The organism is Providencia sp. PROV252 (genome assembly GCF_033676005.1).
Classification (GTDB): Bacteria; Pseudomonadota; Gammaproteobacteria; order Enterobacterales; family Enterobacteriaceae; genus Providencia; species Providencia vermicola.
Genome location: NZ_CP096294.1, coordinates 1,680,784 through 1,704,265 on the forward strand (window position 1 = coordinate 1,680,784; position 23,482 = coordinate 1,704,265).

At 37.1% G+C, this 23,482-nt stretch carries 28 protein-coding genes and 4 tRNA genes; 24 read left to right on the forward strand and 8 right to left on the reverse strand.

Features of this window, described 5'->3' with window-relative positions; all coding sequences use genetic code 11:
• The first annotated feature begins 107 nt into the window (after nt 1-107).
• The 11 genes from M1F05_RS07540 to fabV all read left to right on the forward strand — a co-directional run bounded on the left by M1F05_RS07540 (nt 108) and on the right by fabV (nt 6,675).
• The gene (locus tag M1F05_RS07540; RefSeq protein WP_206083932.1) at nt 108-794 is read left to right on the forward strand and encodes a LuxR C-terminal-related transcriptional regulator; all 687 of its coding nucleotides are present in this window, start codon (nt 108-110) and stop codon (nt 792-794) included.
• Nucleotides 761-2,593 (forward strand): excinuclease ABC subunit UvrC, encoded by a 1,833-nt coding sequence (gene uvrC, locus M1F05_RS07545; protein WP_206088370.1) that lies wholly within the window; start codon nt 761-763, stop codon nt 2,591-2,593. The genes M1F05_RS07540 and uvrC overlap by 34 nt, the downstream gene beginning before the upstream one ends.
• A gap of 57 nt (nt 2,594-2,650) precedes the next feature.
• A complete protein-coding gene (pgsA, locus tag M1F05_RS07550) occupies nt 2,651-3,199 on the forward strand; it encodes a CDP-diacylglycerol--glycerol-3-phosphate 3-phosphatidyltransferase (RefSeq protein WP_206083934.1) in 549 nt (182 codons plus the stop codon).
• Nucleotides 3,200-3,363: 164 nt separating this feature from the next.
• Nucleotides 3,364-3,439: transfer RNA gene (locus M1F05_RS07555), tRNA-Gly, on the forward strand.
• A gap of 23 nt (nt 3,440-3,462) precedes the next feature.
• A tRNA-Cys gene (locus tag M1F05_RS07560) sits at nt 3,463-3,536 on the forward strand.
• 7 nt (nt 3,537-3,543) lie between these two features.
• Nucleotides 3,544-3,630: transfer RNA gene (locus M1F05_RS07565), tRNA-Leu, on the forward strand.
• 129 nt (nt 3,631-3,759) lie between these two features.
• A tRNA-Leu gene (locus M1F05_RS07570) sits at nt 3,760-3,846 on the forward strand.
• A gap of 207 nt (nt 3,847-4,053) precedes the next feature.
• Nucleotides 4,054-4,206 (forward strand): MbeCy, encoded by a 153-nt coding sequence (locus tag M1F05_RS07575; RefSeq protein WP_206083935.1) that lies wholly within the window; start codon nt 4,054-4,056, stop codon nt 4,204-4,206.
• A gap of 125 nt (nt 4,207-4,331) precedes the next feature.
• The gene (locus M1F05_RS07580) at nt 4,332-4,919 is read left to right on the forward strand and encodes a hypothetical protein (protein ID WP_206083936.1); all 588 of its coding nucleotides are present in this window, start codon (nt 4,332-4,334) and stop codon (nt 4,917-4,919) included.
• 137 nt (nt 4,920-5,056) lie between these two features.
• Nucleotides 5,057-5,371 carry a DUF1090 family protein gene (locus tag M1F05_RS07585; RefSeq protein WP_206083937.1) on the forward strand — a complete coding sequence of 105 codons (315 nt, stop codon included), beginning with the start codon at nt 5,057-5,059 and terminating at the stop codon, nt 5,369-5,371.
• A gap of 104 nt (nt 5,372-5,475) precedes the next feature.
• On the forward strand, nt 5,476-6,675 hold the full coding sequence (gene fabV, locus M1F05_RS07590) for an enoyl-ACP reductase FabV (protein WP_206083938.1): 1,200 nt from the start codon (nt 5,476-5,478) through the stop codon (nt 6,673-6,675).
• Nucleotides 6,676-6,736: 61 nt separating this feature from the next.
• Here fabV and M1F05_RS07595 read toward each other — a convergent pair whose 3' ends face one another.
• The gene (locus M1F05_RS07595; RefSeq protein ID WP_318826001.1) at nt 6,737-7,057 is read right to left on the reverse strand and encodes a YcxB family protein; all 321 of its coding nucleotides are present in this window, start codon (nt 7,055-7,057) and stop codon (nt 6,737-6,739) included.
• Between the two features lie 340 nt (nt 7,058-7,397).
• Nucleotides 7,398-7,670, reverse strand: a complete 273-nt coding sequence (locus M1F05_RS07600; protein ID WP_241016830.1) for a toxin-antitoxin system YwqK family antitoxin — start codon at nt 7,668-7,670, stop codon at nt 7,398-7,400.
• 480 nt (nt 7,671-8,150) lie between these two features.
• Between M1F05_RS07600 and M1F05_RS07605 the strand changes: the two genes are divergently transcribed.
• The 3 genes from M1F05_RS07605 to M1F05_RS07615 all read left to right on the forward strand — a co-directional run bounded on the left by M1F05_RS07605 (nt 8,151) and on the right by M1F05_RS07615 (nt 10,619).
• Nucleotides 8,151-9,356 (forward strand): nicotinamide mononucleotide deamidase-related protein YfaY, encoded by a 1,206-nt coding sequence (locus M1F05_RS07605; protein WP_206083940.1) that lies wholly within the window; start codon nt 8,151-8,153, stop codon nt 9,354-9,356.
• A gap of 37 nt (nt 9,357-9,393) precedes the next feature.
• Entirely contained in the window at nt 9,394-9,780 is a 387-nt protein-coding gene (locus tag M1F05_RS07610) for a GFA family protein (RefSeq protein ID WP_206083941.1), read from the forward strand.
• Nucleotides 9,781-9,842: 62 nt separating this feature from the next.
• On the forward strand, nt 9,843-10,619 hold the full coding sequence (locus M1F05_RS07615) for a nucleotidyltransferase domain-containing protein (protein ID WP_206083942.1): 777 nt from the start codon (nt 9,843-9,845) through the stop codon (nt 10,617-10,619).
• 4 nt (nt 10,620-10,623) lie between these two features.
• On the opposite strand, the gene M1F05_RS07620 is transcribed toward M1F05_RS07615, so the two are convergent.
• Together M1F05_RS07620 and M1F05_RS07625 are read right to left on the reverse strand one after the other, a co-directional pair.
• Entirely contained in the window at nt 10,624-11,055 is a 432-nt protein-coding gene (locus M1F05_RS07620; protein ID WP_206083943.1) for a hypothetical protein, read from the reverse strand.
• 132 nt (nt 11,056-11,187) lie between these two features.
• Nucleotides 11,188-11,613, reverse strand: a complete 426-nt coding sequence (locus tag M1F05_RS07625; protein ID WP_206083944.1) for a universal stress protein — start codon at nt 11,611-11,613, stop codon at nt 11,188-11,190.
• 325 nt (nt 11,614-11,938) lie between these two features.
• Between M1F05_RS07625 and M1F05_RS07630 the strand changes: the two genes are divergently transcribed.
• Nucleotides 11,939-12,145: a ParD-like family protein gene (locus M1F05_RS07630; RefSeq protein ID WP_206083945.1), complete on the forward strand. Its 207-nt coding sequence runs from the start codon at nt 11,939-11,941 to the stop codon at nt 12,143-12,145.
• Complete coding sequence (map, locus tag M1F05_RS07635; RefSeq protein WP_206083946.1) at nt 12,138-12,908, forward strand: type I methionyl aminopeptidase; 771 nt, start codon at nt 12,138-12,140, stop codon at nt 12,906-12,908. The genes M1F05_RS07630 and map overlap by 8 nt, the downstream gene beginning before the upstream one ends.
• 73 nt (nt 12,909-12,981) lie before the next feature.
• Here map and M1F05_RS07640 read toward each other — a convergent pair whose 3' ends face one another.
• The gene (locus M1F05_RS07640) at nt 12,982-13,413 is read right to left on the reverse strand and encodes a carboxymuconolactone decarboxylase family protein (protein WP_206083947.1); all 432 of its coding nucleotides are present in this window, start codon (nt 13,411-13,413) and stop codon (nt 12,982-12,984) included.
• A 157-nt stretch (nt 13,414-13,570) separates the two neighbouring features.
• Between M1F05_RS07640 and M1F05_RS07645 the strand changes: the two genes are divergently transcribed.
• Together M1F05_RS07645 and M1F05_RS07650 are read left to right on the forward strand one after the other, a co-directional pair.
• The gene (locus M1F05_RS07645) at nt 13,571-15,040 is read left to right on the forward strand and encodes a PLP-dependent aminotransferase family protein (protein ID WP_206083948.1); all 1,470 of its coding nucleotides are present in this window, start codon (nt 13,571-13,573) and stop codon (nt 15,038-15,040) included.
• A gap of 319 nt (nt 15,041-15,359) precedes the next feature.
• Complete coding sequence (locus tag M1F05_RS07650; RefSeq protein WP_206083949.1) at nt 15,360-16,643, forward strand: dicarboxylate/amino acid:cation symporter; 1,284 nt, start codon at nt 15,360-15,362, stop codon at nt 16,641-16,643.
• Nucleotides 16,644-16,729: 86 nt separating this feature from the next.
• On the opposite strand, the gene M1F05_RS07655 is transcribed toward M1F05_RS07650, so the two are convergent.
• The gene (locus M1F05_RS07655) at nt 16,730-17,617 is read right to left on the reverse strand and encodes a LysR substrate-binding domain-containing protein (RefSeq protein WP_272516240.1); all 888 of its coding nucleotides are present in this window, start codon (nt 17,615-17,617) and stop codon (nt 16,730-16,732) included.
• A gap of 123 nt (nt 17,618-17,740) precedes the next feature.
• Between M1F05_RS07655 and M1F05_RS07660 the strand changes: the two genes are divergently transcribed.
• The 6 genes from M1F05_RS07660 to M1F05_RS07680 all read left to right on the forward strand — a co-directional run bounded on the left by M1F05_RS07660 (nt 17,741) and on the right by M1F05_RS07680 (nt 21,872).
• Nucleotides 17,741-18,475, forward strand: a complete 735-nt coding sequence (locus M1F05_RS07660; protein WP_206083950.1) for an aspartate/glutamate racemase family protein — start codon at nt 17,741-17,743, stop codon at nt 18,473-18,475.
• 279 nt (nt 18,476-18,754) lie between these two features.
• Nucleotides 18,755-19,699 (forward strand): SPFH domain-containing protein, encoded by a 945-nt coding sequence (locus M1F05_RS07665; protein ID WP_206083951.1) that lies wholly within the window; start codon nt 18,755-18,757, stop codon nt 19,697-19,699.
• A gap of 204 nt (nt 19,700-19,903) precedes the next feature.
• On the forward strand, nt 19,904-20,413 hold the full coding sequence (locus M1F05_RS07670) for a DUF523 domain-containing protein (RefSeq protein ID WP_206083952.1): 510 nt from the start codon (nt 19,904-19,906) through the stop codon (nt 20,411-20,413).
• The gene (locus M1F05_RS07675) at nt 20,410-20,736 is read left to right on the forward strand and encodes a GNAT family N-acetyltransferase (RefSeq protein ID WP_206083953.1); all 327 of its coding nucleotides are present in this window, start codon (nt 20,410-20,412) and stop codon (nt 20,734-20,736) included. The genes M1F05_RS07670 and M1F05_RS07675 overlap by 4 nt, the downstream gene beginning before the upstream one ends.
• Complete coding sequence (locus M1F05_RS22745) at nt 20,694-20,858, forward strand: GNAT family N-acetyltransferase (protein ID WP_371007209.1); 165 nt, start codon at nt 20,694-20,696, stop codon at nt 20,856-20,858. Before M1F05_RS07675 ends, M1F05_RS22745 begins: the two co-directional genes overlap by 43 nt.
• A 207-nt stretch (nt 20,859-21,065) precedes the next feature.
• On the forward strand, nt 21,066-21,872 hold the full coding sequence (locus tag M1F05_RS07680; RefSeq protein WP_206083954.1) for a hypothetical protein: 807 nt from the start codon (nt 21,066-21,068) through the stop codon (nt 21,870-21,872).
• A gap of 48 nt (nt 21,873-21,920) precedes the next feature.
• Here the strand turns inward: M1F05_RS07680 and M1F05_RS07685 are convergent, their stop codons facing one another.
• Both M1F05_RS07685 and M1F05_RS07690 read right to left on the reverse strand, forming a co-directional pair.
• On the reverse strand, nt 21,921-23,177 hold the full coding sequence (locus M1F05_RS07685) for a PTS ascorbate transporter subunit IIC (RefSeq protein ID WP_272516241.1): 1,257 nt from the start codon (nt 23,175-23,177) through the stop codon (nt 21,921-21,923).
• A gap of 11 nt (nt 23,178-23,188) precedes the next feature.
• Complete coding sequence (locus tag M1F05_RS07690) at nt 23,189-23,476, reverse strand: PTS sugar transporter subunit IIB (protein WP_206083956.1); 288 nt, start codon at nt 23,474-23,476, stop codon at nt 23,189-23,191.
• Between the last annotated feature and the right edge of the window lie 6 nt (nt 23,477-23,482).

The following is a 23,482-nucleotide window of genomic DNA, read 5'->3' on the forward strand; positions in this document are numbered from 1 at the left end:
AAATGAATTACCTAGTGTTTGTGTAATGATAAAGAGGTTGTATCCCAGCGACTTGCAATATAAAATCCTCATTCATTTCTATTTAATTCATTGATAAATAATATAATATGGGAATAAATATAATAATTATTGATGACAATAATATTACTCTGCATGGATTTGAGTTTATATTTAGTCGTCATTCACGCTGCAAATTGATAGCTTCATTTTCCTCGATTGACCAAGCGGTGGTTTGGAACCGTCATCAAAGAGCCAGTGTTATTTTAATCAGTAGTGACCACTGTCACTTTGATTCCTTAAAAATGATTCAAACATTGCGGCGCACGCAGCCTGATGTGGGAATTATTATTTATAACGTTCGTAGTAATTATTCTTTTTTTCTCAAAGCATTAGATATTGGTATTTTTGGGTTGTTGAGTGTCCACATTACTGAAGACGATCTGATAGAAGCGATAAAGGTAGTCAATGTAAAAAGGCGAATTATTTCTCCTGATATTGCTCAAGATCTCGCTTTGTATCGTGCTGTTCATAATAATCAGCAAGATTTATACGAGCTTTTGTCGGGTCGTGAACTGGAAATAATGTTGATGATAACCCAAGGTGTACCTATTAAGCAGGTTGCACAGACGCTATCCTTGAGTCCTAAAACAGTAAATACTTATCGATATCGAATGTTTGGTAAACTTAATATCTGTAGTGATGTAGAATTAACTCATATAGCCATTAGATATGGTTTAATTACAGTACAGGGTTTATCCGAGTGGCAGAACAGTTCGAATCAAAAGCTTTCTTAAAAACAGTGACAAATCAGCCTGGCGTATATCGAATGTACGATGCGGGCGGAACGGTTATATACGTTGGTAAGGCGAAAGACTTGAAAAAAAGGCTTTCCAGTTACTTTCGTGAAAATGTCAGTAGCCGAAAAACAGAGCAGCTCGTCAAACAAATTGCTGCTATTGATGTCACCGTGACACACACTGAAACTGAAGCATTATTACTTGAACATAATTATATTAAGTTGTACCAGCCCCGTTATAATGTGTTGTTGCGTGATGATAAATCCTATCCATATCTATTTTTAAGTCAGGAAACGCACCCACGGATCTCGATGCACCGCGGTGCTAAACATGCCAAAGGTGAGTATTTTGGCCCATTTCCAAGTTCTTATGCCGTACGTGAAACCCTAACCTTAATGCAGAAACTATTCCCTATACGTCAATGTGAGGATAGTGTTTATAAAAATCGCTCAAGACCTTGTTTACAATACCAAATAGGGCGCTGTTTAGGGCCTTGTGTTAAAGGTCTAGTTTCTGATGAAGACTATGATCAGCAAGTGGAGTATGTGCGGTTATTTTTGACAGGGAAAGACAAGCAAGTATTAACTGGCCTTGTGGAGCGAATGGAGAAGGCTAGCCAAGAGTTGCGCTTTGAAGACGCTGCGCGTTTTCGCGATCAAATTCAAGCTGTACGGACGGTGACTGAAGAGCAATATGTTTCTGGTGAGGGAGATGACCTCGATGTCATCGGAGTCTCTTTTGAATCAGGTCTTGCTTGTGTGCACGTATTGTTTATACGTCAAGGTAAAGTGCTTGGCAGCCGCAGTTATTTCCCTAAAATCCCAGCAGATACCCAACAAGATGAAGTTGTTCAAACTTTTTTGGGGCAATTTTATTTACAGGGTAGCGAAAATCGTACATTACCAGGGGAAATATTGCTGGATTTTGCCCTGACAGAAAAAGAGTTACTTGCTCAGTCATTATCTGAGTTGGCTGGGCGTAAGATTAACATTCAAAGCCAGCCAAGAGGAGCGAGAGCACGCTATTTGAAATTAGCCCGTACGAATGCCTCGATTGCGTTATCCACTAAAATAGCGCAGAACTCGACAGTCCAACAGCGTATGGCTGCGTTAGCTAAGGTGGTTCATTTAGAAAATATATCACGTATGGAGTGCTTTGATATTTCTCATACTATGGGGGAGCAAACAGTCGCTTCTTGCGTTGTTTTTGATAAAACGGGCCCAGTGAAATCAGAATATCGCCGTTATAACATTTCAGGTATCACTCCTGGTGATGATTATGCAGCCATGCACCAAGTATTGACTCGTCGATATGGTAAGCACCTCGATGAAGGAAAAGTGCCTGATATTATCTTTATTGATGGTGGAAAAGGGCAACTAGGGCAAGCTAGGGATGTATTTGACTCTCTTGAGGTTGATTGGGATAAAAATCATCCTTTATTAATTGGCGTGGCAAAGGGCAGTGATCGTAAAGCAGGGCTTGAAACGCTTTTCTTGAAACCTGAAGGCGAAGGTTTTGCCTTACCCCCTGATTCACCTGCATTGCATGTAATACAACATATTCGGGATGAGTCCCATAACCATGCGATTACAGGGCATCGCCAACGCAGAGCAAAAGTAAAAAATACGAGTGCGTTGGAATCGATTGAAGGCGTTGGGCCTAAGCGTCGTCAAATGTTATTAAAATATATGGGGGGATTGCAGCCATTGCGTAATGCCAGCATAGAAGAAATCGCAAAAGTGCCCTCGATCTCATACGCGCTTGCAGAAAAGATTTATAATGCATTGAAACAGTAAGTGTCTTAGGGCAACATATTCATAATATCCAACTTGGTCAAAAAGTTAGTGAGCGTGATGAAATTAAACATACCAACGTGGCTGACATTATTTCGCGTCATCCTAATACCATTTTTTGTCTTGGCATTTTACCTCCCTGTGACTTGGGGGCCGTTCGCCTGTGCGTTGATTTTTGTTGTCGCCGCCGTGACGGATTGGTTTGACGGTTTTTTAGCTCGACTTTGGAAGCAAACCACGAAGTTCGGGGCATTTTTAGACCCTGTTGCGGATAAAGTAATGGTCGCAACCGCGCTTGTTTTAGTCACTGAAAGTTATGATGTCTGGTATGTAACATTACCTGCCGCAACCATGATTGCACGTGAGATTATTATTTCTTCATTACGTGAATGGATGGCGGAGATTGGTAAGCGTAGCAGTGTTGCCGTATCTTGGATTGGTAAATTTAAAACAACGGCACAAATGATGTCACTCGTAGGGCTATTATGGCGCCCGACACCTTTAATTGAAAACCTTTCTATTGCGCTAATGTATGTCGCTGCTATCTTAACATTTTGGTCAATGTTCCAATATTTAAAAGCAGCGTGGGGCGATTTGAGCGAAGCGTGATCGAAATGATTGAAAAAACAGCGAACGATCCAATTATTTCAATAATTGTATTGACTCGATAGGTGAAATCAGTAGAATGCAACGCATCGAACGGCAACATGGTTTATGAAAATAAATAAGTAAATCAGCCAGTTTGATAGCATAAGCTGAAAGTTAAGCTTAACGCGGGAATAGCTCAGTTGGTAGAGCACGACCTTGCCAAGGTCGGGGTCGCGAGTTCGAGTCTCGTTTCCCGCTCCAAATTTCGCAAGAAATTCGGATAAGGCGCGTTAGCAAAGCGGTTATGCACCGGATTGCAAATCCGTGTAGCTCGGTTCGACTCCGGGACGCGCCTCCATAATTTAGCCCAGGTGGTGAAATCGGTAGACACAAGGGATTTAAAATCCCTCGGCCTTTAGGCTGTGCGGGTTCAAGTCCCGCCCTGGGCACCATCTTGAAGTAAGAGAATCATTTGATTCATTTTATTTTAAGTAAATAGGATCTTTATACGAGCGTCTACTCCAGTATATTGATTAACGGGTGAGTTACCTTATCCCTCTCGAAAGAGAAAATACAATTTGGCCCAGGTGGTGAAATCGGTAGACACAAGGGATTTAAAATCCCTCGGCCTTTAGGCTGTGCGGGTTCAAGTCCCGCCCTGGGCACCATCAAACTTAACAAAGTTAAGATTGACAATTAACCACCAATAGGTGGTTTTTTTGTATCTATTTTTTCTTCCTCCATCATTCAAACGATTGATTTCTAATAAAGCTTCTCCTGTGTAAATTAACACGAAACTCGTGTAAAAATCCGTAAGTCAGACCGTTCTGCCAGGTTTTTATGTCATTATTCAATTTTTAAGAAAGAGACTGGCTATGTCACATATGAAAACAGAAGTTGTGGTTGTGCGTTTAACAAAGCATGAACGCGCTTTATTAGATGCAGTAAAAACAAAACCATTATTAGCGGATTGGCTGAAAGAAATCGCAATGGCCGAAGCGAAAGAACAAGAAAAAAAGGAACGTTAGACTGTGAAGTAAAAACACGTTATTCAGTCAGGTCATTTAATTTGATAAAAGCGATGTTGTTTTTTGATTAATCATCCGTTTTTGATAGTATCCAATTAGATGACTTAATTGGGATGTGTTAAGTAATGATAAAAGGAATTTTAATTACCTTCTTTGTTCTTGTATTAGCAGGCTGTAGCACAAATAAACTGGATGCCCCTTATGGCTTTAAATGGGGGCAAACGCCTGCTGATGTGAAACGGCTGAATTTAGTTGGGTTACAGTGCACTGAGTTTCAAGAAAACGGGGCGTTGTGCTCCACACCAAATACGCCAACCGTAAAAGGACGAATGTTTTTATTGATGTTTTCACGAGAAGAAAACACCTTGATGCTTATTTCTGCTCAAGGAAAAGATAGCCGTGATCAAGGGGTTATCCTAGCAGAGTATGATGAAATTAATCAAAAAATGTATGAAAAATATGGTATTCCAAAGAAAACAATCGAGCGGTATAAACGCGACTCTTTTTTCCTAGATAAAATATCTGATGACGAAACGACGCCATTTAAGCGGGTATATGAGCAAAATGGGATGCAAATAATGGTGGGGATCGTCAGTAATTCACATTTCAAAAAAATCCATAACAAAAAAGATATCATTTATTCAGTCATGACTATCTATAACTTAATTCTAGATAAGCCCCAAGAAATGACGACAAAAAATGAATCTGAGTAAAAATACTTAATTTGATTAAAAATGCGTAATTCTTTCATCTGGTTATAACTAAATCTTAACTAAGAAAATTCCCGTAGATGGAATAAGGGAATGATGATGAACTCGATATCATTATTTTATGAATATTGAGAAAAAACATGAAAAAGACGCTGGCATTGGCACTATTGTTAATGATCATTCCATTATCTTCACAAGCAGGGTCTCATTATTCTCGTTGTGAAAAGAAAATCATAAAGTTGGAAAAACAGCTGCGCCATATATCTCATTATGAGAATAGGCACAAAATTGCCAAAATAAAGCAAAAAATTCATGAAATTGAAGATAAATGTTATGACAGCCGTTCAGGTGCAACACGTATTTATGATAACTATCCACGTGGAAAAACGAGTGAATTAGAAAGGGAATTAGAATCTTTAAGGCGTGTCATTGAAGCATTAAAGGACTTAAAATAGACAAAACTGGTCTGTTCACTATGTTTATTTTCCACCAGTCTTAAGTAAATGGAGAATATCAGGTATATTAGACGCTGATTGTTAGCTACCAAGAAAGAATGACTATGATTATCAAACCTAAAATTCGTGGTTTTATCTGCACTACAGCTCATCCAGCTGGTTGTGAAGCCAATGTTCGTGAGCAAATCGCCTATGTTAAATCTCGTGGCGAATTAAAAAATGGACCTAAAAAGGTTCTGGTTATTGGTGCATCCACCGGTTACGGTCTAGCTTCTCGTATCAATGCTGCTTTTGGCAGCGGTGCGGCAACTATCGGCGTATTTTTTGAAAAGCCAGGTAGTGAGAGCAAAACAGGTTCAGCCGGTTGGTATAACTCAGCTGGTTTTGACAAGGCTGCTAAAGAAGAAGGCTTATATGCAAAAAGCATTAACGGTGATGCCTTCTCTGATGAGTGCCGTCAAACAGTCATTGATTTAATTAAACAAGATTTAGGCCAAATTGATTTAGTTGTTTATTCACTGGCTTCCCCTGTGCGTAAAATGCCAGAAACGGGTGAAATCGTACGTTCTGCGTTGAAACCGATTGGCGAGCCGTACAAATCTGTTGCATTAGATACTAACAAAGATGTATTGATTGAAGCGGTTGTTGAGCCAGCGAATGAACAAGAAATCGCTGATACTGTTAAAGTGATGGGCGGTCAGGACTGGGAACTGTGGATGAATGCGTTAGATGAAGCTGGTGTTCTGGCGGATAACGCGCAGTCAGTGGCTTATTCTTACATCGGTACCGATTTAACGTGGCCAATTTACTGGCATGGTACTTTAGGAAAGGCCAAAGAAGATTTAGACCGTGCAGCGCATGCAATTAACCAAAAATTGCAGGCAAAAGGCGGCTCAGCTTATGTCGCAGTATTAAAATCAGTGGTTACGCAAGCATCTTCAGCTATTCCTGTTATGCCATTATATATCTCTATCGTGTTTAAGATAATGAAAGAACAAGGCATTCACGAAGGTTGTATCGAACAAATTCAACGTTTATTTGCAACTAAGTTGTTCAGCGGTACTGCACCAGATACTGATGAAAAACACCGTCTGCGTTTAGATGATTGGGAATTACGTGATGATGTCCAAAATACTTGCCGCGAAATTTGGAAACAGCTTAATGATAATAACATCAATGAGTTGACTGATTATCAAGGTTATAAAGCTGAATTCCTGCGTCTATTTGGTTTTGGCTTGAATGGCGTCGATTATGATGCAGACTTAAGTGGCGAAGTTAACTTTGAAGTGATTGAACTGGTTTAATAAGCTACTCATCATTCATTTAATACATAAAACCCGCATATGCATGCGGGTTTTTTATAGTCTAATTTAGTGGTGAGGATATTTTGCTTTTAACAAACAAAATAAATTGCTGGCTTTCTTGTTCTGATGTAAAGCTGCGAGCAGGAATAATCACTGCATAGACTCTATCTAAAAATAGATACAATAAATCACCATCCGTTCGGATAAACTGCACTGCACTCCATTTTATCGATGAAGAACCTTGATTACTGGTCTCATGCATACCTTCATCATCAAACCGATATTCACGTTCAATAAATAGAAATCCATCATCATCAGGAATAGCTTTATTAAAGCTTTGTACTATACGTAGCGTAAAGGTAATAAATAGTAATACAGCCAATAAAAAAGAAATGAAAATGATTGGTAAGGTTGCTTAAAAATATCGAAAGGCAGAGGCGCACGCGACAATAAAAACAAGTATAAAAAGAGTAAAGGGTAAGCTACTCGTTTTCTTTTTCGAAAAATATTTGTTTTTAAAACAGTAACGGCTAAACCTTATGTAATCAGTGCGGTTAAGTGAAACCAAAATTGGATTTATCATAAACGGATATCTTAATTATTTTTGTTAGAGAATAGGTGTTGTTGGGATAATAGCGGTAAGCGTATCGGGTGTAAATTGGTTAGATAGGAATAGGGTTAACAATTAGATAAATTCCCCCGAACGGAGTTCGGGGAAAAAATTATTGGTCTAAATAAACTTTACCGTTACGAAAATAGCCTTTAGTTGTCACAGATCCGTTTTCATCGAATTCAGTAATTTCATCCGCAAGCTCACCATTATTAAAAGTACCTATGATATGGGGCTTACTAGAGGGGGTATTGTGGTAAATTTTAAATGAGCCTGATAATTTTCCATTGGAAGCTGTCATTTCAATATAAATACGTCCATCATCATGATATGTATGGACTAAACCATCAACTTGGCAGTTTTTAAGGCTAATATCAGATTCCATCTTACCGTTTCTATAGTAGCTTTTTAGGTATTTATCAAGGCATCCTTTATGTATCTACGTTTTTAATTTGGGCTTACCGTTATCGTATTTGGTTTCAAATGCTCCATCATGAATTCCTTCTGGGGCTTCAGTTGAAGGAAATTCAATTTTTCGGAGTTCTTCAAGTGAATCATATTTTGAACTTGAGCTGGATAATCCCCCAACTTGGCAGCCAGAAATAATTAGTGCAAAAGAAAAAATGCGACAGATTTTAATTGATTTATTTTTAACATATTAACCCTATCTATTGCTGTGAAAAATTAGTTTATTCAATTAGCTATATGGCTATAGACGTTTTATGACGAATTATGGTGAGAATTTTCTTAAACTATTTATTTTGTTATTGTCTATTTTTATGAATTTAAAAATAGTGATTTTAGTCGCTGAGGTAATAAGGTAATTTAGCGTTAGAATATTATTTTGTGATAAAGAGAGTTGCGAATGTTAGTTGTTGAGATGCTAAGCACTGGTGATGAAGTTCTACATGGTCAAATCGTTGATACCAATGCAGCATGGTTGGCTGATTGTTTTTTCCAGCAAGGTATCCCTTTAAGTACAAGAACGACGGTGGGGGATAATTTAGAAAGCTTAGTTAATGCTTTTTTGGAGCGTAGTCAGCATGCGGATATTCTTATTGTGAACGGTGGGCTTGGGCCAACGAGTGATGACCTCAGTGCATTAGCCGCAGCAAAAGCAGCGGGTGTACCATTGATTGAGCATACGCAGTGGATTGAAGTGATGGAGCGCTATTTTATTAGCCGTGGGCGAGTCATGCCTGAAACTAATCGTAAACAAGCATTACTTCCTGAAAATGCAGAATTAATTGATAATCCAGTGGGCACAGCGTGTGGGTTTTCAATAATGCTTAATGACTGTTTGTTATTTTTTACTCCAGGTGTACCGTCAGAATTTAAAGTCATGGTGAATGACCAAATACTTCCTCGATTACGGGCGCGTTTTACCTTACCTGAGCCGCCCATCTGCTTACGTTTAACCAGTTTTGGACGTAGTGAAAGCAGTTTAGCAAAACAATTCGATCATATTGAGTTGCCTGATGCATGCGTACTCGGTTATCGCTCTTCTATGCCAATAATTGAATTAAAATTGACTGGGCCAGCTTCTCAAAAAGTGCTTATGGAACAACACTGGCACAGCATTAAGCAAAGTATCGGGGATAACCTGATTTTTGAAGGTACTGAGGGTTTTGCTAAGAAAATCAGCAAACAATTACAAGAAAGACAATTAAAAGTTGCAGTGAGTGAGCAGTTTAGTGCGGGGCTATTAAGTTGGACACTAAGTTCAGCAGAAGCTTTGAATAATATGAGCTATGTGATTGAGAATGATCCAGAACAAACACTCACAACATTAATAGACCGAGCAAAAAATATCGCTAAAGCTCAATTAGCTTCTATAGGATTGGTAATAGGGGAGTTTGATGGTCAGTTTTTAAATTTCGCATTATCTACCCCTGAAAAGTGTTATGCACAAAGGGTACATTATTTACCCAATAATCACTCAAAGAAAGAAAAGCAAGAAGTCAGTGTAATGCTTATGTTAGATATGCTTTCTCGTTGGTTAAATGGTCGTGAAGTCATTGGGTATTATGAATGGTTGGTTCAAACTGAATCACTTATTTTGGATAATTAGTGGATACGACTTAACTATTAATAAATTAAGGTGGTTTATGAGCAACTTGATTTCTGGAGGATGCCTTTGTGGTGATATTCGTTTTCAGGCAAAAGCCCCTCGTAATGTTCACTCGTGTTCATGTGATATTTGCCAAAAGCAAACAGGTGCACAGACTTTAGTCTGGCTTGAATTTGCAGCTGAAAATGTTGAATGGGTAGGAAAGGGTGGAAAACCTGCAACCTATCGTTCATCTAATCATTCAAGTAGGGCATTTTGCTCGCTATGTGGTAGCTCACTGGGTGCCATTGATGACGAACCTACAGTTGCTTTACTAACTGGCGTGATGGATGATCCTGCGCAGTTAGAGTTACCATTAGAATATCATTCTTTTGTTGATTTAGCGCCAGCTTGGTGGCGTCACTTAATCAGTTATGAACAGTAATTGTGCTTGCTTTAAAACGTGTTAAGGTCGTAAAAATTCGGTTAGATGGTAATGGTGAAATAGTGGCTTTAGATAAAAATGGTTGTATTCTTGTTCTTGGCGAGCAGCCTTATCAATCAGAATTTCAGCAAGTAATAACTGAGTCAATCAATTGCCTTAGTGCTTTATTAAACAAGAACCTTCACAGTATTTATATTTATGGTAGCGTGGCGAAAGGGCAAGCAACGCCATATAAATCTGACCTTGATCTCTGTGTCATTGTTAATCAACCTGTCAACCAAATCGAAGTATCTCATTTAGCGCAACTACAAGTGACCTTGGCTTCAGACTACCAAGTCGTTAGTAAAGTTGATTTTGATATTGGCACCTATTCAGATGTCATGGATAAGACTAATTTATATAGCTGGGGTTATTGGATAAAACACCACTGTCGCTGCCTTTATGGTGATGATCTGAGCAAAAAGTTTATGCCATTTTTGCCTTCAAAGAAAATTGTGGATGCAGTCAATGGTGATTTCCTCGAGGTATTAAATGGCTATATACATCAAATCGACACTTGTCGTGATTTAACTAAGCGAAAGTTTTTGCAAAGAGCTGCTTCTAGGAAGTTAATCCGCTCTACCGATCTTTTACGCAAAGAAGCAGATAAAGACTGGCCTGATAGCCTTGAAGATTATGTGCAAAAAATAATACAGCGCTATCCTAAACAAAAAAGGCCAATACAATATTTTTTAGCTCAGGCAAGGGAACCATCTGCTCATGACCAGCAGTTTACTTTTCACCTATATGAATTTATGAATTGGCTTTCGTATGAAAGAGATCATATAACGAAATTCTGAACGACTATTTTTCGTTAGGTTGTACTGCTTCAATAATATAGTTAAAGCTTGAGATCCCTTTTTTGCATGCTTTATCTTTTAAAAGTGAGGGTGTTTTATCAATAGTACTTTTAAGTGTAGACAATTGGCTTGCGTATGCTTCTGCACCGATAATATCGGGATTTTTGTTTAAGTATTCAACAGCAGTGTCGACTTTTTGATAAAAATATTCGCAAGGGTTATCACTTATTTCTATCGCTTGTAAGTCCTTTAAGGTATTTGGTATTAATTGCTCTGAATTTTGTTTAATAATCTCAATATATTCCCCAGATTTAACCTGTTCAACTAAGGTTAACACCTTATTTTTCATATTGAAAAACATGAGCATAGCAATAATCAGTGCCACGAGTAAAATAATATTAATGCTAATACTAATTCCGAGAAAATACTTTTTCATTACATTCCTTGATTGAAAAATTGAGTATAAAAACAAGGTAATTCCGTTGTACATTTTTGTCTCTAGGAATAACATGAAAATTAAGATAGCTCTAATCAATGAGCTACCTTACGAATAAGTATCAGTGATAATCTAGCGGACAGTTAAAACAGAGATTTTTGAGTTTTGAATAACCATCGACGCCGTTGAACCGAGGAAATAGGTGGACATCCCTGGTCTTCTTGAGCCAATTACGATCAAATCGGCTGAAATTTCTTCAGCAACGCGTAATATTTCATCTCTTGGTGTGCCCATTAATACTTGAGCGCTATATTTATTCGTGGAAATATTAAATTCTTTGATGATTTCAGCAAGCTGTTTAGTTACATTTTCTTGTTCACTATCTGCTTTTTCAGCAAAGCCAAAACCCATCGTAGTATAAAAAGGAACAGTCGGAATGATGGCTAAAAAATGGATATGTGCATTTTCATATTCAGCTAAATATTGAATATGTGACATGACCAGATGAGCTAAGCTTTTCTCTGTAATATCAATAGGTACTAAGATTTTATTATACATGTTTTTCTCCAGCTTTCATTTAATGAGTCCATGCTGTAATCGAATTTAGAATTATAAATAGATGCTAATTTATATTAGCCTTTTGCTAAATGAAACGCGAAAAGGCTAGCAAGCGAGTCAACCAAAATTTCGCAAATTGATCATAGCCGATTAACAATATAAATACTTTGACGGCGGATTCATCTTAAGCAAGTTAATAGAAAAACACCTGCTATTTTTCATGCTACTTGTGCTATTTAAATCGCCTTAGCTTTGCATTGCGATGTCATTGTTATATGATTTATTATAATTTATATATATTTCGTATTGTCGAGTCGAGGGCATTTTGGGGATCGTAAAAATTTCAGATGAACTGCATGATTATTTGCGTCATGCAAGCCAGGTGATGTCACGCTCTATAAACTCTCAAGCTGAGTTTTGGATAAAAATAGGTATGCAAGCGGAGTTAAATCCAGATAAGACATTTACAATGTTAATCAATGAGATGCTAGAAAAAGAGTTATCTGAGGTAAAAGGGAAAGTTCATGAATAATATTACAATAAAAACAGCAGAAGAAATTGAACTGATGCGTGAGTCAGGGAAACTATTGGCGCGTGTATTTAAAATGCTTGATTCAGTTATTGTACCAGGCATTTCGACCATGGAAATTAACGACAAAGTAGAACGTTATATTATTGAAGAATTACAAGCACGCCCTGCGAGTAAAGGGCAATATGGTTACCAGTATGTGTTAAATACTTCATTAAATGAAGTAGTATGCCATGGCATACCTAAGACAGATGAAATCTTAAAAAATAAAGATATCATTAATGTTGATATTACCTTGGAAAAAAATGGTTTTATTGCCGACTCAAGTAAAATGTATGTCATGCCAGATGCATCGCCACTAGCACGTAAGCTTGTTAAAGACACCTATTTTGCAATGTGGGAAGGTATTAAGCAAGTTAAGCCTGGTGCAACATTAGGAGACATTGGCTCTGCTATTCAACATTATGCAGAATCAAAAGGTTATAGTGTTGTTCGTGAATACTGTGGGCATGGTATTGGTCGCGAAATGCATGAAGATCCACAAGTACTGCATTATGGTGTTAAAGGTAAAGGCATAGAGTTAAAAGAAGGTATGACATTTACTATTGAACCTATGATTAACCAAGGGGGTATGAAAATTAAAACGAAAAAAGATGGTTGGACGGTAGTTACAAGAGATAAAAAACTGTCAGCACAATCTGAACATACCATTTTAGTGACGAAAGAAGGATATGAAGTATTAACTTTGCGTGATGAAGAAAAATAGTTTTTAAGTCTTATTATAATGAGTTTGTTAGCCAAAAGGGTAGCAAACTCATTTTGTTTGCAGTGAGTCTTAACTATTGTCTTAATGCAATCGCAATGCGATTAAATGCACTCATTAACCCAATGGCTATTGTTAAATCAGAAATCTGTACATCACTAAAATGGCGTTTTAGCTCATCAAATAAGTTATCAGGAGTGCCACTTTCGACAATATTAACAACCGCTTCAGTCCATGCTAATACGGCACGTTCTTGAACACTAAAATGATGACTTACTTGCCACCCTGCAAGGGTATCAATTTTTTTATTGCTTAGGCCAGCATTGCGTAAGGAGTTCGCATGCATATCAAGGCAAAATGCACAGCCATTTATTTGTGACACTCTTAAATAAACCAGTTCAACTAGTTCTTTACCTAATCCACTTTTATCGAGGGCGTTTTTACAATCAATGAGTCCTTTATAGGCTTCAGGAGATAATGTGTTATACGCTAATCTAAGTGCGCTCATGGTGTTTCCTCATATATTTAATCAGTAGATAAAATGCAAAGTACAGTAATAGCGATTGTTATGGGCTCATTTTAAGGTTATCTTGGCCTAGTTTAAAGGGACAAGAATGACTGAATTTACTAGGACAAGTTTCAGGTGAATGTCATTGGGGGAGCGTATGTTTTTAAAAATTGATAGCAATATTAATACACCAATTTACCTGCAAATTTACCAGAGAATTCATGAGGGAATTAAAAGTGGCCAACTAAAAGCTGAGCAGCGTTTGCCTGCAGTAAGAGTATTAGCGAGTGAACTCAATGTTGCTCGAGGTACGATTGAATTGGCATATCAGTTATTAGTTAGTGAAGGGCTACTTGAAACTAAAGGTGCGAAAGGAACCTTTATTTCCCAAACGATAAAAAACCTTCCAATAAATAAATTCAAAGATCCAGAAGACTTGTATCTTGAAGAGAAAGTTTCGAATAAGGCCGTGCTGGTAAATAATCGTTCAAAGCAGAATTTTAGTGATTATACAGTTTTAGCATTTCAATTAGGTATTCCAGCGTTAGATGCTTTTCCACATAAATTATGGGCTAGAATTTCTGCAAAAATATTACGTGATAGCCATTTTAATTTGCTAAGTTACCCTGATGTTCAAGGGCTAAAACAGTTAAGAGAAGGTTTAGCTCGTTATTTAATGATATCACGAGGAATTGACTGCTCCCCAGAACAAATATTTATTAGTTTTGGTCATCGTGCAAGTTTACAATTAATTGCTCAAAGCTTATTTACAGCAGGAGATACGGGGTGGTTTGAGGAGCCTGGCTACCATATTGCGCGTGATTTTTTACAGCAAATAGGATTAAAACTAATGCCTATAAGCGTGGACGACCAAGGGATTAATGTTACGCAAGGTGTTGAAGTGGCACCAGTAGCTAAATTTGCGCTCGTCACACCAACACATCAAAGTCCAACAAACGCAACATTAACTTTAGAACGCAGATTAGCATTACTTGAATGGGCAAACCAACAAGGTAGTTGGATAATTGAAGACGATTATGATGGTGAATTTCACTATCAAGGCCGCCCGTTACCTGCATTGAAAAGTTTGGATAGCCAAGAACGTGTTATTTACTGTGGGACGTTTAGCAAAGTATTGTACCCTGCATTACGCCTATCTTATATTGTTGTTCCTTCTAGCTACCATGATCATTTCCATTCCACGGCTATGATAATGGGGAATCAATGCCCACGTTGGCAGCAGGAAATTACCAGCGTATTTATTCAAGAAGGTCACTTTTCCCGTCATTTACGTAAAATGCGCCATCTCTATCACCAAAGAAGATCTTTTTTAATAGAGGCGATAAAAATAAAATTGAGTGATGTTTTTGACATAGAATTACAGGCTGGTGGCATGCATCTTGTTGTCAAAATTATCAATGGAATATCGGCAATTCAATTTTCCCAATCAGCCGCATATCATGGATTAAAAGTTGAAGCTTTAGATGACTGGTTGATAAATAAAAAAGAAAGTGCTTTTTTATTATTGGGTTTTACCAATATAAAAGATAAGCAGGAAGCATTGATATTGTGTCAAAAATTAAAGGAAATTAACCTGAAGTTGTTATCATCAGGAAGATCTAAATAAAGAAAATTTGGTTTATTTAAATGTGATTTATTTAACTTAAGTTGTATTTATAGGTGGTTTTTTATTGTTTAATTTAAATTGGAAACTTAATTTTAAGCTTTGTAATTAAATTTTAATAACAAAATAAATTTATTTTTATAAACTAAATCAATAGGTTGATTTTGTTTTTCTAGGTATGCAATTTTTGCATAAGATTAAGTCCATTTGCATTTCTCTTTAAGTTAAAAAAATGTAACTATCCAAATCAGGCTCAAGAGTCGCATCCGATAAAAGGTTATAGCTCCAACTATAATTTTACATAAATAAAATAGGGGTACGAATGAACAGACATAAACTCATGAAACAAATTATGATAGCGATTGTGCTTGGTATTATATTAGGCTGGGGATGTCATAATTATGCTGCATCAGTGGAAGAAGCAAAAGATATTGCATCTTATCTCAATATTATTACTGATGTATTTTTAAGATTAATAAAAATGATTATCGCACCACTCGTTTTTGCTACGATTGTTTCTGGTATTGTTTCCATGGGAGGATCATCTTCTGTTGGGAGTATTACCATCAAAGCTATGGTATGGTTTATTTCAGCCGCTGTTATTTCATTATTAATTGGAATGGTTTTTGTTAATGTTTTCCAATTAGGTGTGGGATTAAATTTAACAGTTCCAGCCGTTGCTGTTGATAGTGGGTTAAATACCTCTGGCTTTACATTAAAAGCGTTTATTACTCACATTTTTCCAAAAAGTTTTGCTGAAGCGATGGCAAACAATGAAATTCTACAAATATTAGTATTCTCTATCTTTTTTGGATCAGGCCTTGCGTTTATCTGCAAAGATAAAAAAAGTCCGATTGTGACATTAATCGAAGACTTGTCGCGTATCATGTTCCGTATTACAGACTATGTAATGAGCTTTGCACCAATTGCCGTGTTTGCTGCGATTGCATCTGCGGTAACAGTTGAAGGTCTAGGGTTGTTGTACGACTATGGAAAATTAATTGGTCTTTTTTATGTTGCGTTAGCCGTATTATGGGGCGTACTGTTCTTTGCAGGTTATGTGTTCCTAGGTAAATCTGTATTTAGTTTAGGAAAATTAATTCGTGAGCCTGTTGCGCTGGCTTTTGCCACCGCAAGTAGTGAATCTGCTTATCCAAAAACAATGGAAGCTCTGAATCAATATGGTGTTCCGAAAAAAGTGACTAGCTTTGTTTTACCGCTGGGTTATTCCTTTAACCTAGATGGCTCGATGATGTACCAGTCATTTGCAGTGTTATTTATTGCTAATGCGTACGGTATTGATTTGAGTATTACTGAACAAATTCTCATTTTGTTAACGCTGATGGTAACAAGTAAGGGGATGGCAGGGGTTGCTCGTGCTTCTATCGTGGTCGTTGCTGCAACATTGCCAATGTTTAGTTTACCAGAAGCAGGAATACTGTTGTTACTGGCGATTGATCAATTCCTTGATATGGGAAGAACTGCAACGAATGTGGTTGGTAACAGTATCTCTACAGCAGTTATTTCCAAGTTGGAAGAAAGAAAAGGCGGTTTCAAAGAAGACTCAGATGTGATTATCAATGAAAAAGTGACATCAACATCATAAAATTTAAGAGCGTTTAGCAATTGAAACCCTTCTGAGTTGGTTAACTTTAGAAGGGTTTTTGCTTTATTCAGATGAATAGTAGAATATTATTTACTTGTTTGGTTACGCATAAATTGCCAAAAACGTTCTGATGAAATATTGAGTCTCGCTTCTGTTCGATAAATATATACTCCCATCGTGATGGAAAGCGTGTTATCTAGGATAGCAAGTTCATTTTTTTGAAGTTCATTTTTAATTGAATAGTCTGGCAACCAGCCCACGCCACTTCCGTTAAGCACCATACGCTTCAGGACGTCGCTCATAGATGAGACAAATGATAGTTCAAAAGGCAAGTCAGTAGATTTATCCATTAATTGGTTGACTTGTCTCCCCATGTAGCTTTCATCGGTATATTTCATTAAAGGCAGGGTTGTACCATCTAATTTAAAAAGAGGTTTCTTGTTTCTGTCGCACAATGAAACGAGATGTAAACGGCTTTCAAGAATTTTCGCATGCAGAAATGGAGATGACATTAATTCTTCGTTATAGAAGGATAGAATAAAATCACTTTGCCCTTCTTTTAGCTTATGGACGGCTTCATCAACATTAATTGATTCAACAAAAAAAATCTTATCAATATTCTGTGAGAACTGGGAAATAAAATCAGGAAGAAGAAAAACAGAAAGTGAATGTGCCGCTGAGATATTAATTTTCTGCTTGTCGTTATCGACACCTTTAATTCTATTTATTTGAAAATAGATATCATCAAGTAAGTTTCTAGCATAAACAATGAAGCTTTTTCCTTGTGGGGTGAGCTGCAATGGATTGGTGTTTCTATCAAATATTTCAAAACCAACAGAGGATTCGATAGATTGAATTCTTCGACTAAAGGATGATTGCGATATATTTCTTTTCTCTGCCGCTAAAGTAAAACTTCGACATTCTTCTAGAACAACAATATCGTGCAACCATTTAATTTCTAGATTACTGATCATTGTATCCTCTTTTGATTATAGTTATTTATTTCCTATGCAAATTTAGCATAACTTATAGAAACTCTGCAATTACGAAAGGTGAACATTATGCGATTATATTATTATATTTTATGGGGGCGGATTATGAAAAAAATATTAGGCATGCTCGGGGGAATGGGGCCAGGTGCAACGGCAGATGCATTTTATAAATTAATCAATAATACTAAAGCATCTAAAGATCAGGAGCACATACCTGTTATTATTGTCTCAATTCCTGATATTCCAGATAGAACAGAAAATATTATTTATGATGGACCATCACCACTACCTGCGATGATAAACTCATTAAAACTACTTGAGAATGCAGGGGTTTCTTGTATTGTTATGCCTTGCAATACCGCGCATTATTGGTATGAGGATTTAATGAAGGAAGTTAAAATTCCTTTTATTAGCATTATAGATGCAGCATGTAAAAATATTATTTCTAATAAAATTAGAAAAGTAGCTTTATTAGCAACGACAGCAACAATACGTACGAAACTATACCAGGAAAAGCTCAGTTTGAATAATGTGGAGTGCATTGTTCCTGATGAGATTAATCAGTATAAAATAATGCAAAGTATTATTGCCTATAAAGCAGGTGATATTGATAAAGCAAAGGAGTTAATTTATCCCTATATTAATATGCTAAAGTCTGATGGCGTAAATAAATTTGTTATGGGATGTACAGAGATACCTTTAATCTTAGATGAGGTAGTTAATTGCTCACCCGATGAATTCATTGATGCTACTGAGGCTTTAATCAAAGAGGCTATTGATTGGTATAATTTTGGTGATGAACGATTTGAAAAAGAAATGATAAATGAGAATTATCAATAGTTATTTTAATTGTTTCATATAGCCAACATCAGGGTGATTTTTAAATTTAACTGTTAAATTAATATAAATTTAATAGGTGGGTGTTATTTAATTTTTTTATTTATGGGCAGATAAATAAACTGAAGATCTATATGTTTCATTGACATATTTTAGTTGTAAAAAAACATTTTTTTAATTTATTTGAAAGTTTAGGACTTTTTTAACTTGTAGTTAATGGGAGAGTAGCGACAATAGACGTTTTATTATAATTATTAGTTATTGTCAGATAGGGATCTACTCATGCAATTTAAATCGATGGTTAAATTGGTTATTGGCGCAGCGGTGCTGCTTGTTCTTGGATTGGTTGGGATTAACTCATATACTATCGTTCAAGATGGGTCAGTGAAAGTTGGAACATTTTTAGGAAAAGTGGATCCTGTAGCATATGATGCTGGACTGCACTTCCCTATTAACCCATTTACAACTTTCGATACATACTCAACGAAAGATATTCGTGTTTCGTTAAAGGAACTTCGAGTTCCTTCACAAGATAAATTAAAATCAATTGTTGATATTACCGTTATGTTGCAATTTGATGGTGCAAAAGCCCCTGTATTGCGTATTAATGGTGGTACCGAGAGTGAAGCATTGGATAAATATGTACGCCAAAAGTTAATCTCGACAATTTTAGAATTTGGTAAAGATGTGGCAAACGCGCAAGATCTTTATACTGCAGATACGCAAAGAAAATTACAAGACTCCATTAGAGACGCAATTCAAAGCTATGCATCGCCATATGGTTACACGATTAAAGAAATTATGATCCAAGATATTACTTTACCAGAGGTGGTTCAAGAGCAAGTGGTTAATACTAAAATGCGCCAAGAGCAAATTAACCAAGCGAAAGCAGAAGCAGAAAAAGAACGTGAGTTAGCACAGAAGAAGGTTGTCATTGCAGAAGCTGAACGTGAGTCTGCGGAGCAACAAGCTATAGCTAGAGAACGTAATGCGCAAGCAAATGCATTTGCAATGCGCCAAGAGGCGGATGCAAAATTATATGCAGCACAAAAAGAATCAGAGTCTAATGCAATATTACAGCGCACAATCACCCGCGAAATGATCAATTGGAAACAGTTAGAGATTGAACAGATTAAAGCGCATAAATATAAAGGTGAAGTGCCTAATATTGTTGTTGGTGCTGATTATGATGGCAAGATGATTATGGATATGCGCAGTAATCAATAAGCTAGTTTTATAAGGCTAAATAAAAACAGAAACCCATTTTTATGAAGTGACCCCAAATAGTTGGATAACCAATTACTGGGGTTTTTTTCTATTTAAAATAAGCATTATTGGCGCGAAGAGCCAGTATGAAACAGTGTTTAATAGCCGCTATTATGATATTAAATGCAAAAATTCTGAGATGAAATAACCAATGATGAGGTTAACGTGATAGCGGTCAGCTCATGTTTATTAGGATTTTGTGTAAGGTATGATGGTAAGCATCAGCTTTATACACCTTTAAAACAACTTTATGATGCAGGAAAAGTGATTAGCATCTGCCCTGAAGTGTTTGGTGGGTTACCCACACCACGAGCACCCGCTGAAATTATGGGTGGTAATGGCAATGATGTCCTATTAGGTCAAGCAAAAGTCATTGATAGTGAAAGCGTTGATCTTACTGAAGCCTTTATTGAAGGTGCTAAGATCGCATTAAAAAAAATACAAGATTTAAATATTCGTTTTGTTGTTCTCAAGGCAAATAGTCCATCGTGTGGTAGCCAACAGATTTATAGTGGTGAGTTTAATGGTTCACTAAAAGACGGTATGGGTGTGTGCGCGGCCTTATTTAGACAAAATGGTATCCAAATTTTGGATGAAAACTCCCCAAATTTAATTGAAGTGGTCAATGCTTTATTTGATCAGGAAAACGTAAAAACGGAGGTAGATAATTTATGATACAAATCCGTGCTGTCGATAAATTCAATTTTTGGGATGTTGGGGAACTCACTTCTAATGCGGATGGAGTTGCTACTGTTTTAGAGGAATATATCTGTTGCAATGCCTTTTCAATCGCAGAGTCTCACTTCTATCCTGAATATCAGCCGCGTGCGCTTTACCAAGGGGAAGTATTGATAGGCTTTTTTATGTACAAAATATTAGCTGATAAACCGAATGAAGCCTTTATCTGTCGTTTTATGTTAGACCACAAATTTATTGGCCAAGGATTAGGCAATCAATCTTTTTTGCGATCGTTGAATATCTCAAACGGCTCGGAATAAAAAGGATTTCTTTGGGTTTAGCGGTTGAAAACAATATAGCTAAGAAAGTATATATGAATCATGGCTTTAAGTTTACAGGTGTAATAGTGAATGAAGAGCATATTTATACGGTTGAACTTTAAAATACTTTTATTTTTACACCTAGGTTAAATTCATGTTTTATAATGCTAGCGTGAGGATTATTTTCGCTTAACACAGAATTATTAAGGTCATTATTGGATGCCTTATCAGTGTTTTCGTTTGAATATAATGTGGATCTGTTTGTCTGCTAGATAGTTATCTTATAGATATGGTATATCATCGGAAAATAAATCTGATGAGTTAACATAATGTTTAATATCTCTGAGTTGATTAATGATTCGCCAATAGATTCGATTCTTTTATTTGTAATCACGTTTGTTTTGTTAATTTTATCTGCTTACATTGGCAAATATATTTTTAAGCGTAAATCAGTTCATGAAGAAATTGCTGATGATGAAGCTAAAATTATTCTCGGGGCAATTTTATCACTGTTAGGTTTGCTAATTGGCTTTGTGCTCTCTATTTCTATTAATGGCTATAATAACCGCCAACAGACAGAAGAAAATGAAGCTATCGCGATTGGTACAGCATATCAACGTGCCCAGCTATTGAATGCTGATGATCGAAATAAAGCATCCCACCTTATCCAGCAATATTTAGAAGCGCGTGTTGAGTTTTTTAAATCAGGGATCAGTGATGAAAATAACCAATGGCGCATGGTCTCGCTAGAGAAACAAAACCAGCTTTGGGAAATTGCTGTCAAAGAAGCAAATCAATCACCAAACCCTGTTGTTGCCTCCGTATTAAGCGCATTTAGTGATCTTTATCTTTCTCAGCAAAAAACAATGGCAAGTTGGCGGCATCAAATTCCGAATGCGACTTGGTTTCTCCTCATCTTTTTTGCTGTCTGTTCCAATGTCCTTATTGGCTACAATATTCGCGGTACTAAGGGGAAAAATTGGTTGATCCTAATTTTACCCTCATTAACCACATTGGCATTATTCATGATTGCTGAAATTGATGTGCCAGGAGAGGGGATGATCCACGTTGTTCCTGATGACTTAGTTTTATTGCAGGAATTCTTATTTAAGGATGGTGCATGGTTGGGAAAGTAGAATAGAAATAAAGCTCCCCAAGTAAGATATCTTGGGGAGCTTATTAGATTAGCGAACAATAATACCTAATAAAATTCCGATAGCACCAAAGTCAGCATCACTGAATGTTGTATTTGCGATACCAATATCCCCAAGTACAGGTAATAAGAATACAGGTAAGAAGGTGATTAGTAAGCCTTGCGCAAATGCACCTAAAATAGCGCCACGGCGACCGCCTGTTGCGTTACCAAATACCCCAGCTGCAGCTCCTACAAAGAAGTGTGGTACAACACCTGGAATAATCACTGTCATATTCAAGGCATATAATAAGAACATGCCGATGACGCCCGCTGCAAAGCTACTTAAGAAACCGACTAATACGGCGTTTGGGGCATAAGGGAATACCACTGGGCAGTCTAATGCAGGTTTTGCATTTGGCACGAGTTTGTCTGATATTCCTTTAAATGCAGGAACAATTTCAGCAATGACCATACGCACACCTTGCAGGATAATGTATACCCCAGCTGCGAAGGTAATAGACTGCATTAATGAGAACATAAACCAGTTTTTGCCGCCACTGACTTCACGCACAAAATCACCGCCCGCAAATAAGCAAGTAATGATAAAGATGATGAACATAGTGAATGAAATAGCCACAGGTGTATCACGTAGGAATAGCAAGCTTTTTGGTACATTCATATCTTCTGTTGAATGTTCTTTATTACCAAATTTGCTCCCAATAAAACCTGCTAATACATAAGAAATGGTTGAGAAGTGCCCAATAGCAACGTCATCAGAGCCTGTAACTTTCTTCATATATGGGTGTGCGATGGCAGGGAAGAACACCATACAGAAGCCCACAATTAAAGAGCCAACAGTCACCAGCATAGTTCCTTCCATTCCTGCCGTTGCTAGAATAACGGCGATCATCATCGACATGAATAATGTGTGGTGACCTGTCAGGAAGATGAACTTCCATGGTGTTAAGCGAGCAATCAAGATATTGATTAACATCGCAAAGAACATGATCATTGCCATCTCACGGCCAAAGCTTTTTTGTGCAATAGACACAATGGCTTCATTGTTAGGTACTACACCGTTGATGCCAAAAGCATGTTGGAAGATGGCAGAGAAATCACCCAATGAGCTAACCACTAAACCTGCACCAGCACCTAAGATCACAAAACCCATAATGGTTTTAATGGTACCTTTAATGCATTCTGTTACTGGTTTTTTCTGTGCAATCAAACCGATAAGGGCAATAAGACCGACTAAAATAGCAGGTTCAGATAAAACATCCTGCATCAGAAAACGAAAAAATGACATAGAGCCTCCGTTTACATCGCACCAAGTTTTTGTAATGCAGCAGTGAGGCGCTCTTTCATGGCAACTTTATCAATCATATTTTCCAGTGCGACGATTTCACCACCCACTTGTTGAGCAACAAGCTGCTCTGCAATATCACTTGTACCAACAAAAATATCACTAACAGTGCCTTTTGCTGAGCCTAAATCCACATGGTCAACTTCAGCACTGACTTGCATGTCTTTTAAAATATTTTTGATGCTCATTTCCATCATTAAACTGGTGCCTAAGCCATTTCCACAAACAACGGTGATTTTCATAATGTT

What these genes read in the sequence shown, in the direction of transcription:
- M1F05_RS07665 (WP_206083951.1), top strand. Translation starts at nt 18,755, where the DNA reads ATGCAATTTAAATCGATGGTTAAATTGGTTATTGGCGCAGCGGTGCTG.
- M1F05_RS07640 (WP_206083947.1), bottom strand. Translation starts at nt 13,413, where the DNA reads ATGAGCGCACTTAGATTAGCGTATAACACATTATCTCCTGAAGCCTAT.
- M1F05_RS07690 (WP_206083956.1), bottom strand. Translation starts at nt 23,476, where the DNA reads ATGAAAATCACCGTTGTTTGTGGAAATGGCTTAGGCACCAGTTTAATG.
- M1F05_RS07610 (WP_206083941.1), top strand. Translation starts at nt 9,394, where the DNA reads ATGAGCAACTTGATTTCTGGAGGATGCCTTTGTGGTGATATTCGTTTT.
- M1F05_RS07605 (WP_206083940.1), top strand. Translation starts at nt 8,151, where the DNA reads ATGTTAGTTGTTGAGATGCTAAGCACTGGTGATGAAGTTCTACATGGT.
- M1F05_RS07580 (WP_206083936.1), top strand. Translation starts at nt 4,332, where the DNA reads ATGATAAAAGGAATTTTAATTACCTTCTTTGTTCTTGTATTAGCAGGC.
- pgsA (WP_206083934.1), top strand. Translation starts at nt 2,651, where the DNA reads ATGAAATTAAACATACCAACGTGGCTGACATTATTTCGCGTCATCCTA.
- M1F05_RS07680 (WP_206083954.1), top strand. Translation starts at nt 21,066, where the DNA reads ATGTTTAATATCTCTGAGTTGATTAATGATTCGCCAATAGATTCGATT.
- M1F05_RS07540 (WP_206083932.1), top strand. Translation starts at nt 108, where the DNA reads ATGGGAATAAATATAATAATTATTGATGACAATAATATTACTCTGCAT.
- M1F05_RS07625 (WP_206083944.1), bottom strand. Translation starts at nt 11,613, where the DNA reads ATGTATAATAAAATCTTAGTACCTATTGATATTACAGAGAAAAGCTTA.
- M1F05_RS07585 (WP_206083937.1), top strand. Translation starts at nt 5,057, where the DNA reads ATGAAAAAGACGCTGGCATTGGCACTATTGTTAATGATCATTCCATTA.
- M1F05_RS07655 (WP_272516240.1), bottom strand. Translation starts at nt 17,617, where the DNA reads ATGATCAGTAATCTAGAAATTAAATGGTTGCACGATATTGTTGTTCTA.
- M1F05_RS07645 (WP_206083948.1), top strand. Translation starts at nt 13,571, where the DNA reads ATGTTTTTAAAAATTGATAGCAATATTAATACACCAATTTACCTGCAA.
- M1F05_RS07620 (WP_206083943.1), bottom strand. Translation starts at nt 11,055, where the DNA reads ATGAAAAAGTATTTTCTCGGAATTAGTATTAGCATTAATATTATTTTA.
- fabV (WP_206083938.1), top strand. Translation starts at nt 5,476, where the DNA reads ATGATTATCAAACCTAAAATTCGTGGTTTTATCTGCACTACAGCTCAT.
- M1F05_RS07685 (WP_272516241.1), bottom strand. Translation starts at nt 23,177, where the DNA reads ATGTCATTTTTTCGTTTTCTGATGCAGGATGTTTTATCTGAACCTGCT.
- M1F05_RS07660 (WP_206083950.1), top strand. Translation starts at nt 17,741, where the DNA reads ATGAAAAAAATATTAGGCATGCTCGGGGGAATGGGGCCAGGTGCAACG.
- M1F05_RS07675 (WP_206083953.1), top strand. Translation starts at nt 20,410, where the DNA reads ATGATACAAATCCGTGCTGTCGATAAATTCAATTTTTGGGATGTTGGG.
- map (WP_206083946.1), top strand. Translation starts at nt 12,138, where the DNA reads ATGAATAATATTACAATAAAAACAGCAGAAGAAATTGAACTGATGCGT.
- M1F05_RS07650 (WP_206083949.1), top strand. Translation starts at nt 15,360, where the DNA reads ATGAACAGACATAAACTCATGAAACAAATTATGATAGCGATTGTGCTT.
- M1F05_RS07600 (WP_241016830.1), bottom strand. Translation starts at nt 7,670, where the DNA reads ATGGAATCTGATATTAGCCTTAAAAACTGCCAAGTTGATGGTTTAGTC.
- M1F05_RS07575 (WP_206083935.1), top strand. Translation starts at nt 4,054, where the DNA reads ATGTCACATATGAAAACAGAAGTTGTGGTTGTGCGTTTAACAAAGCAT.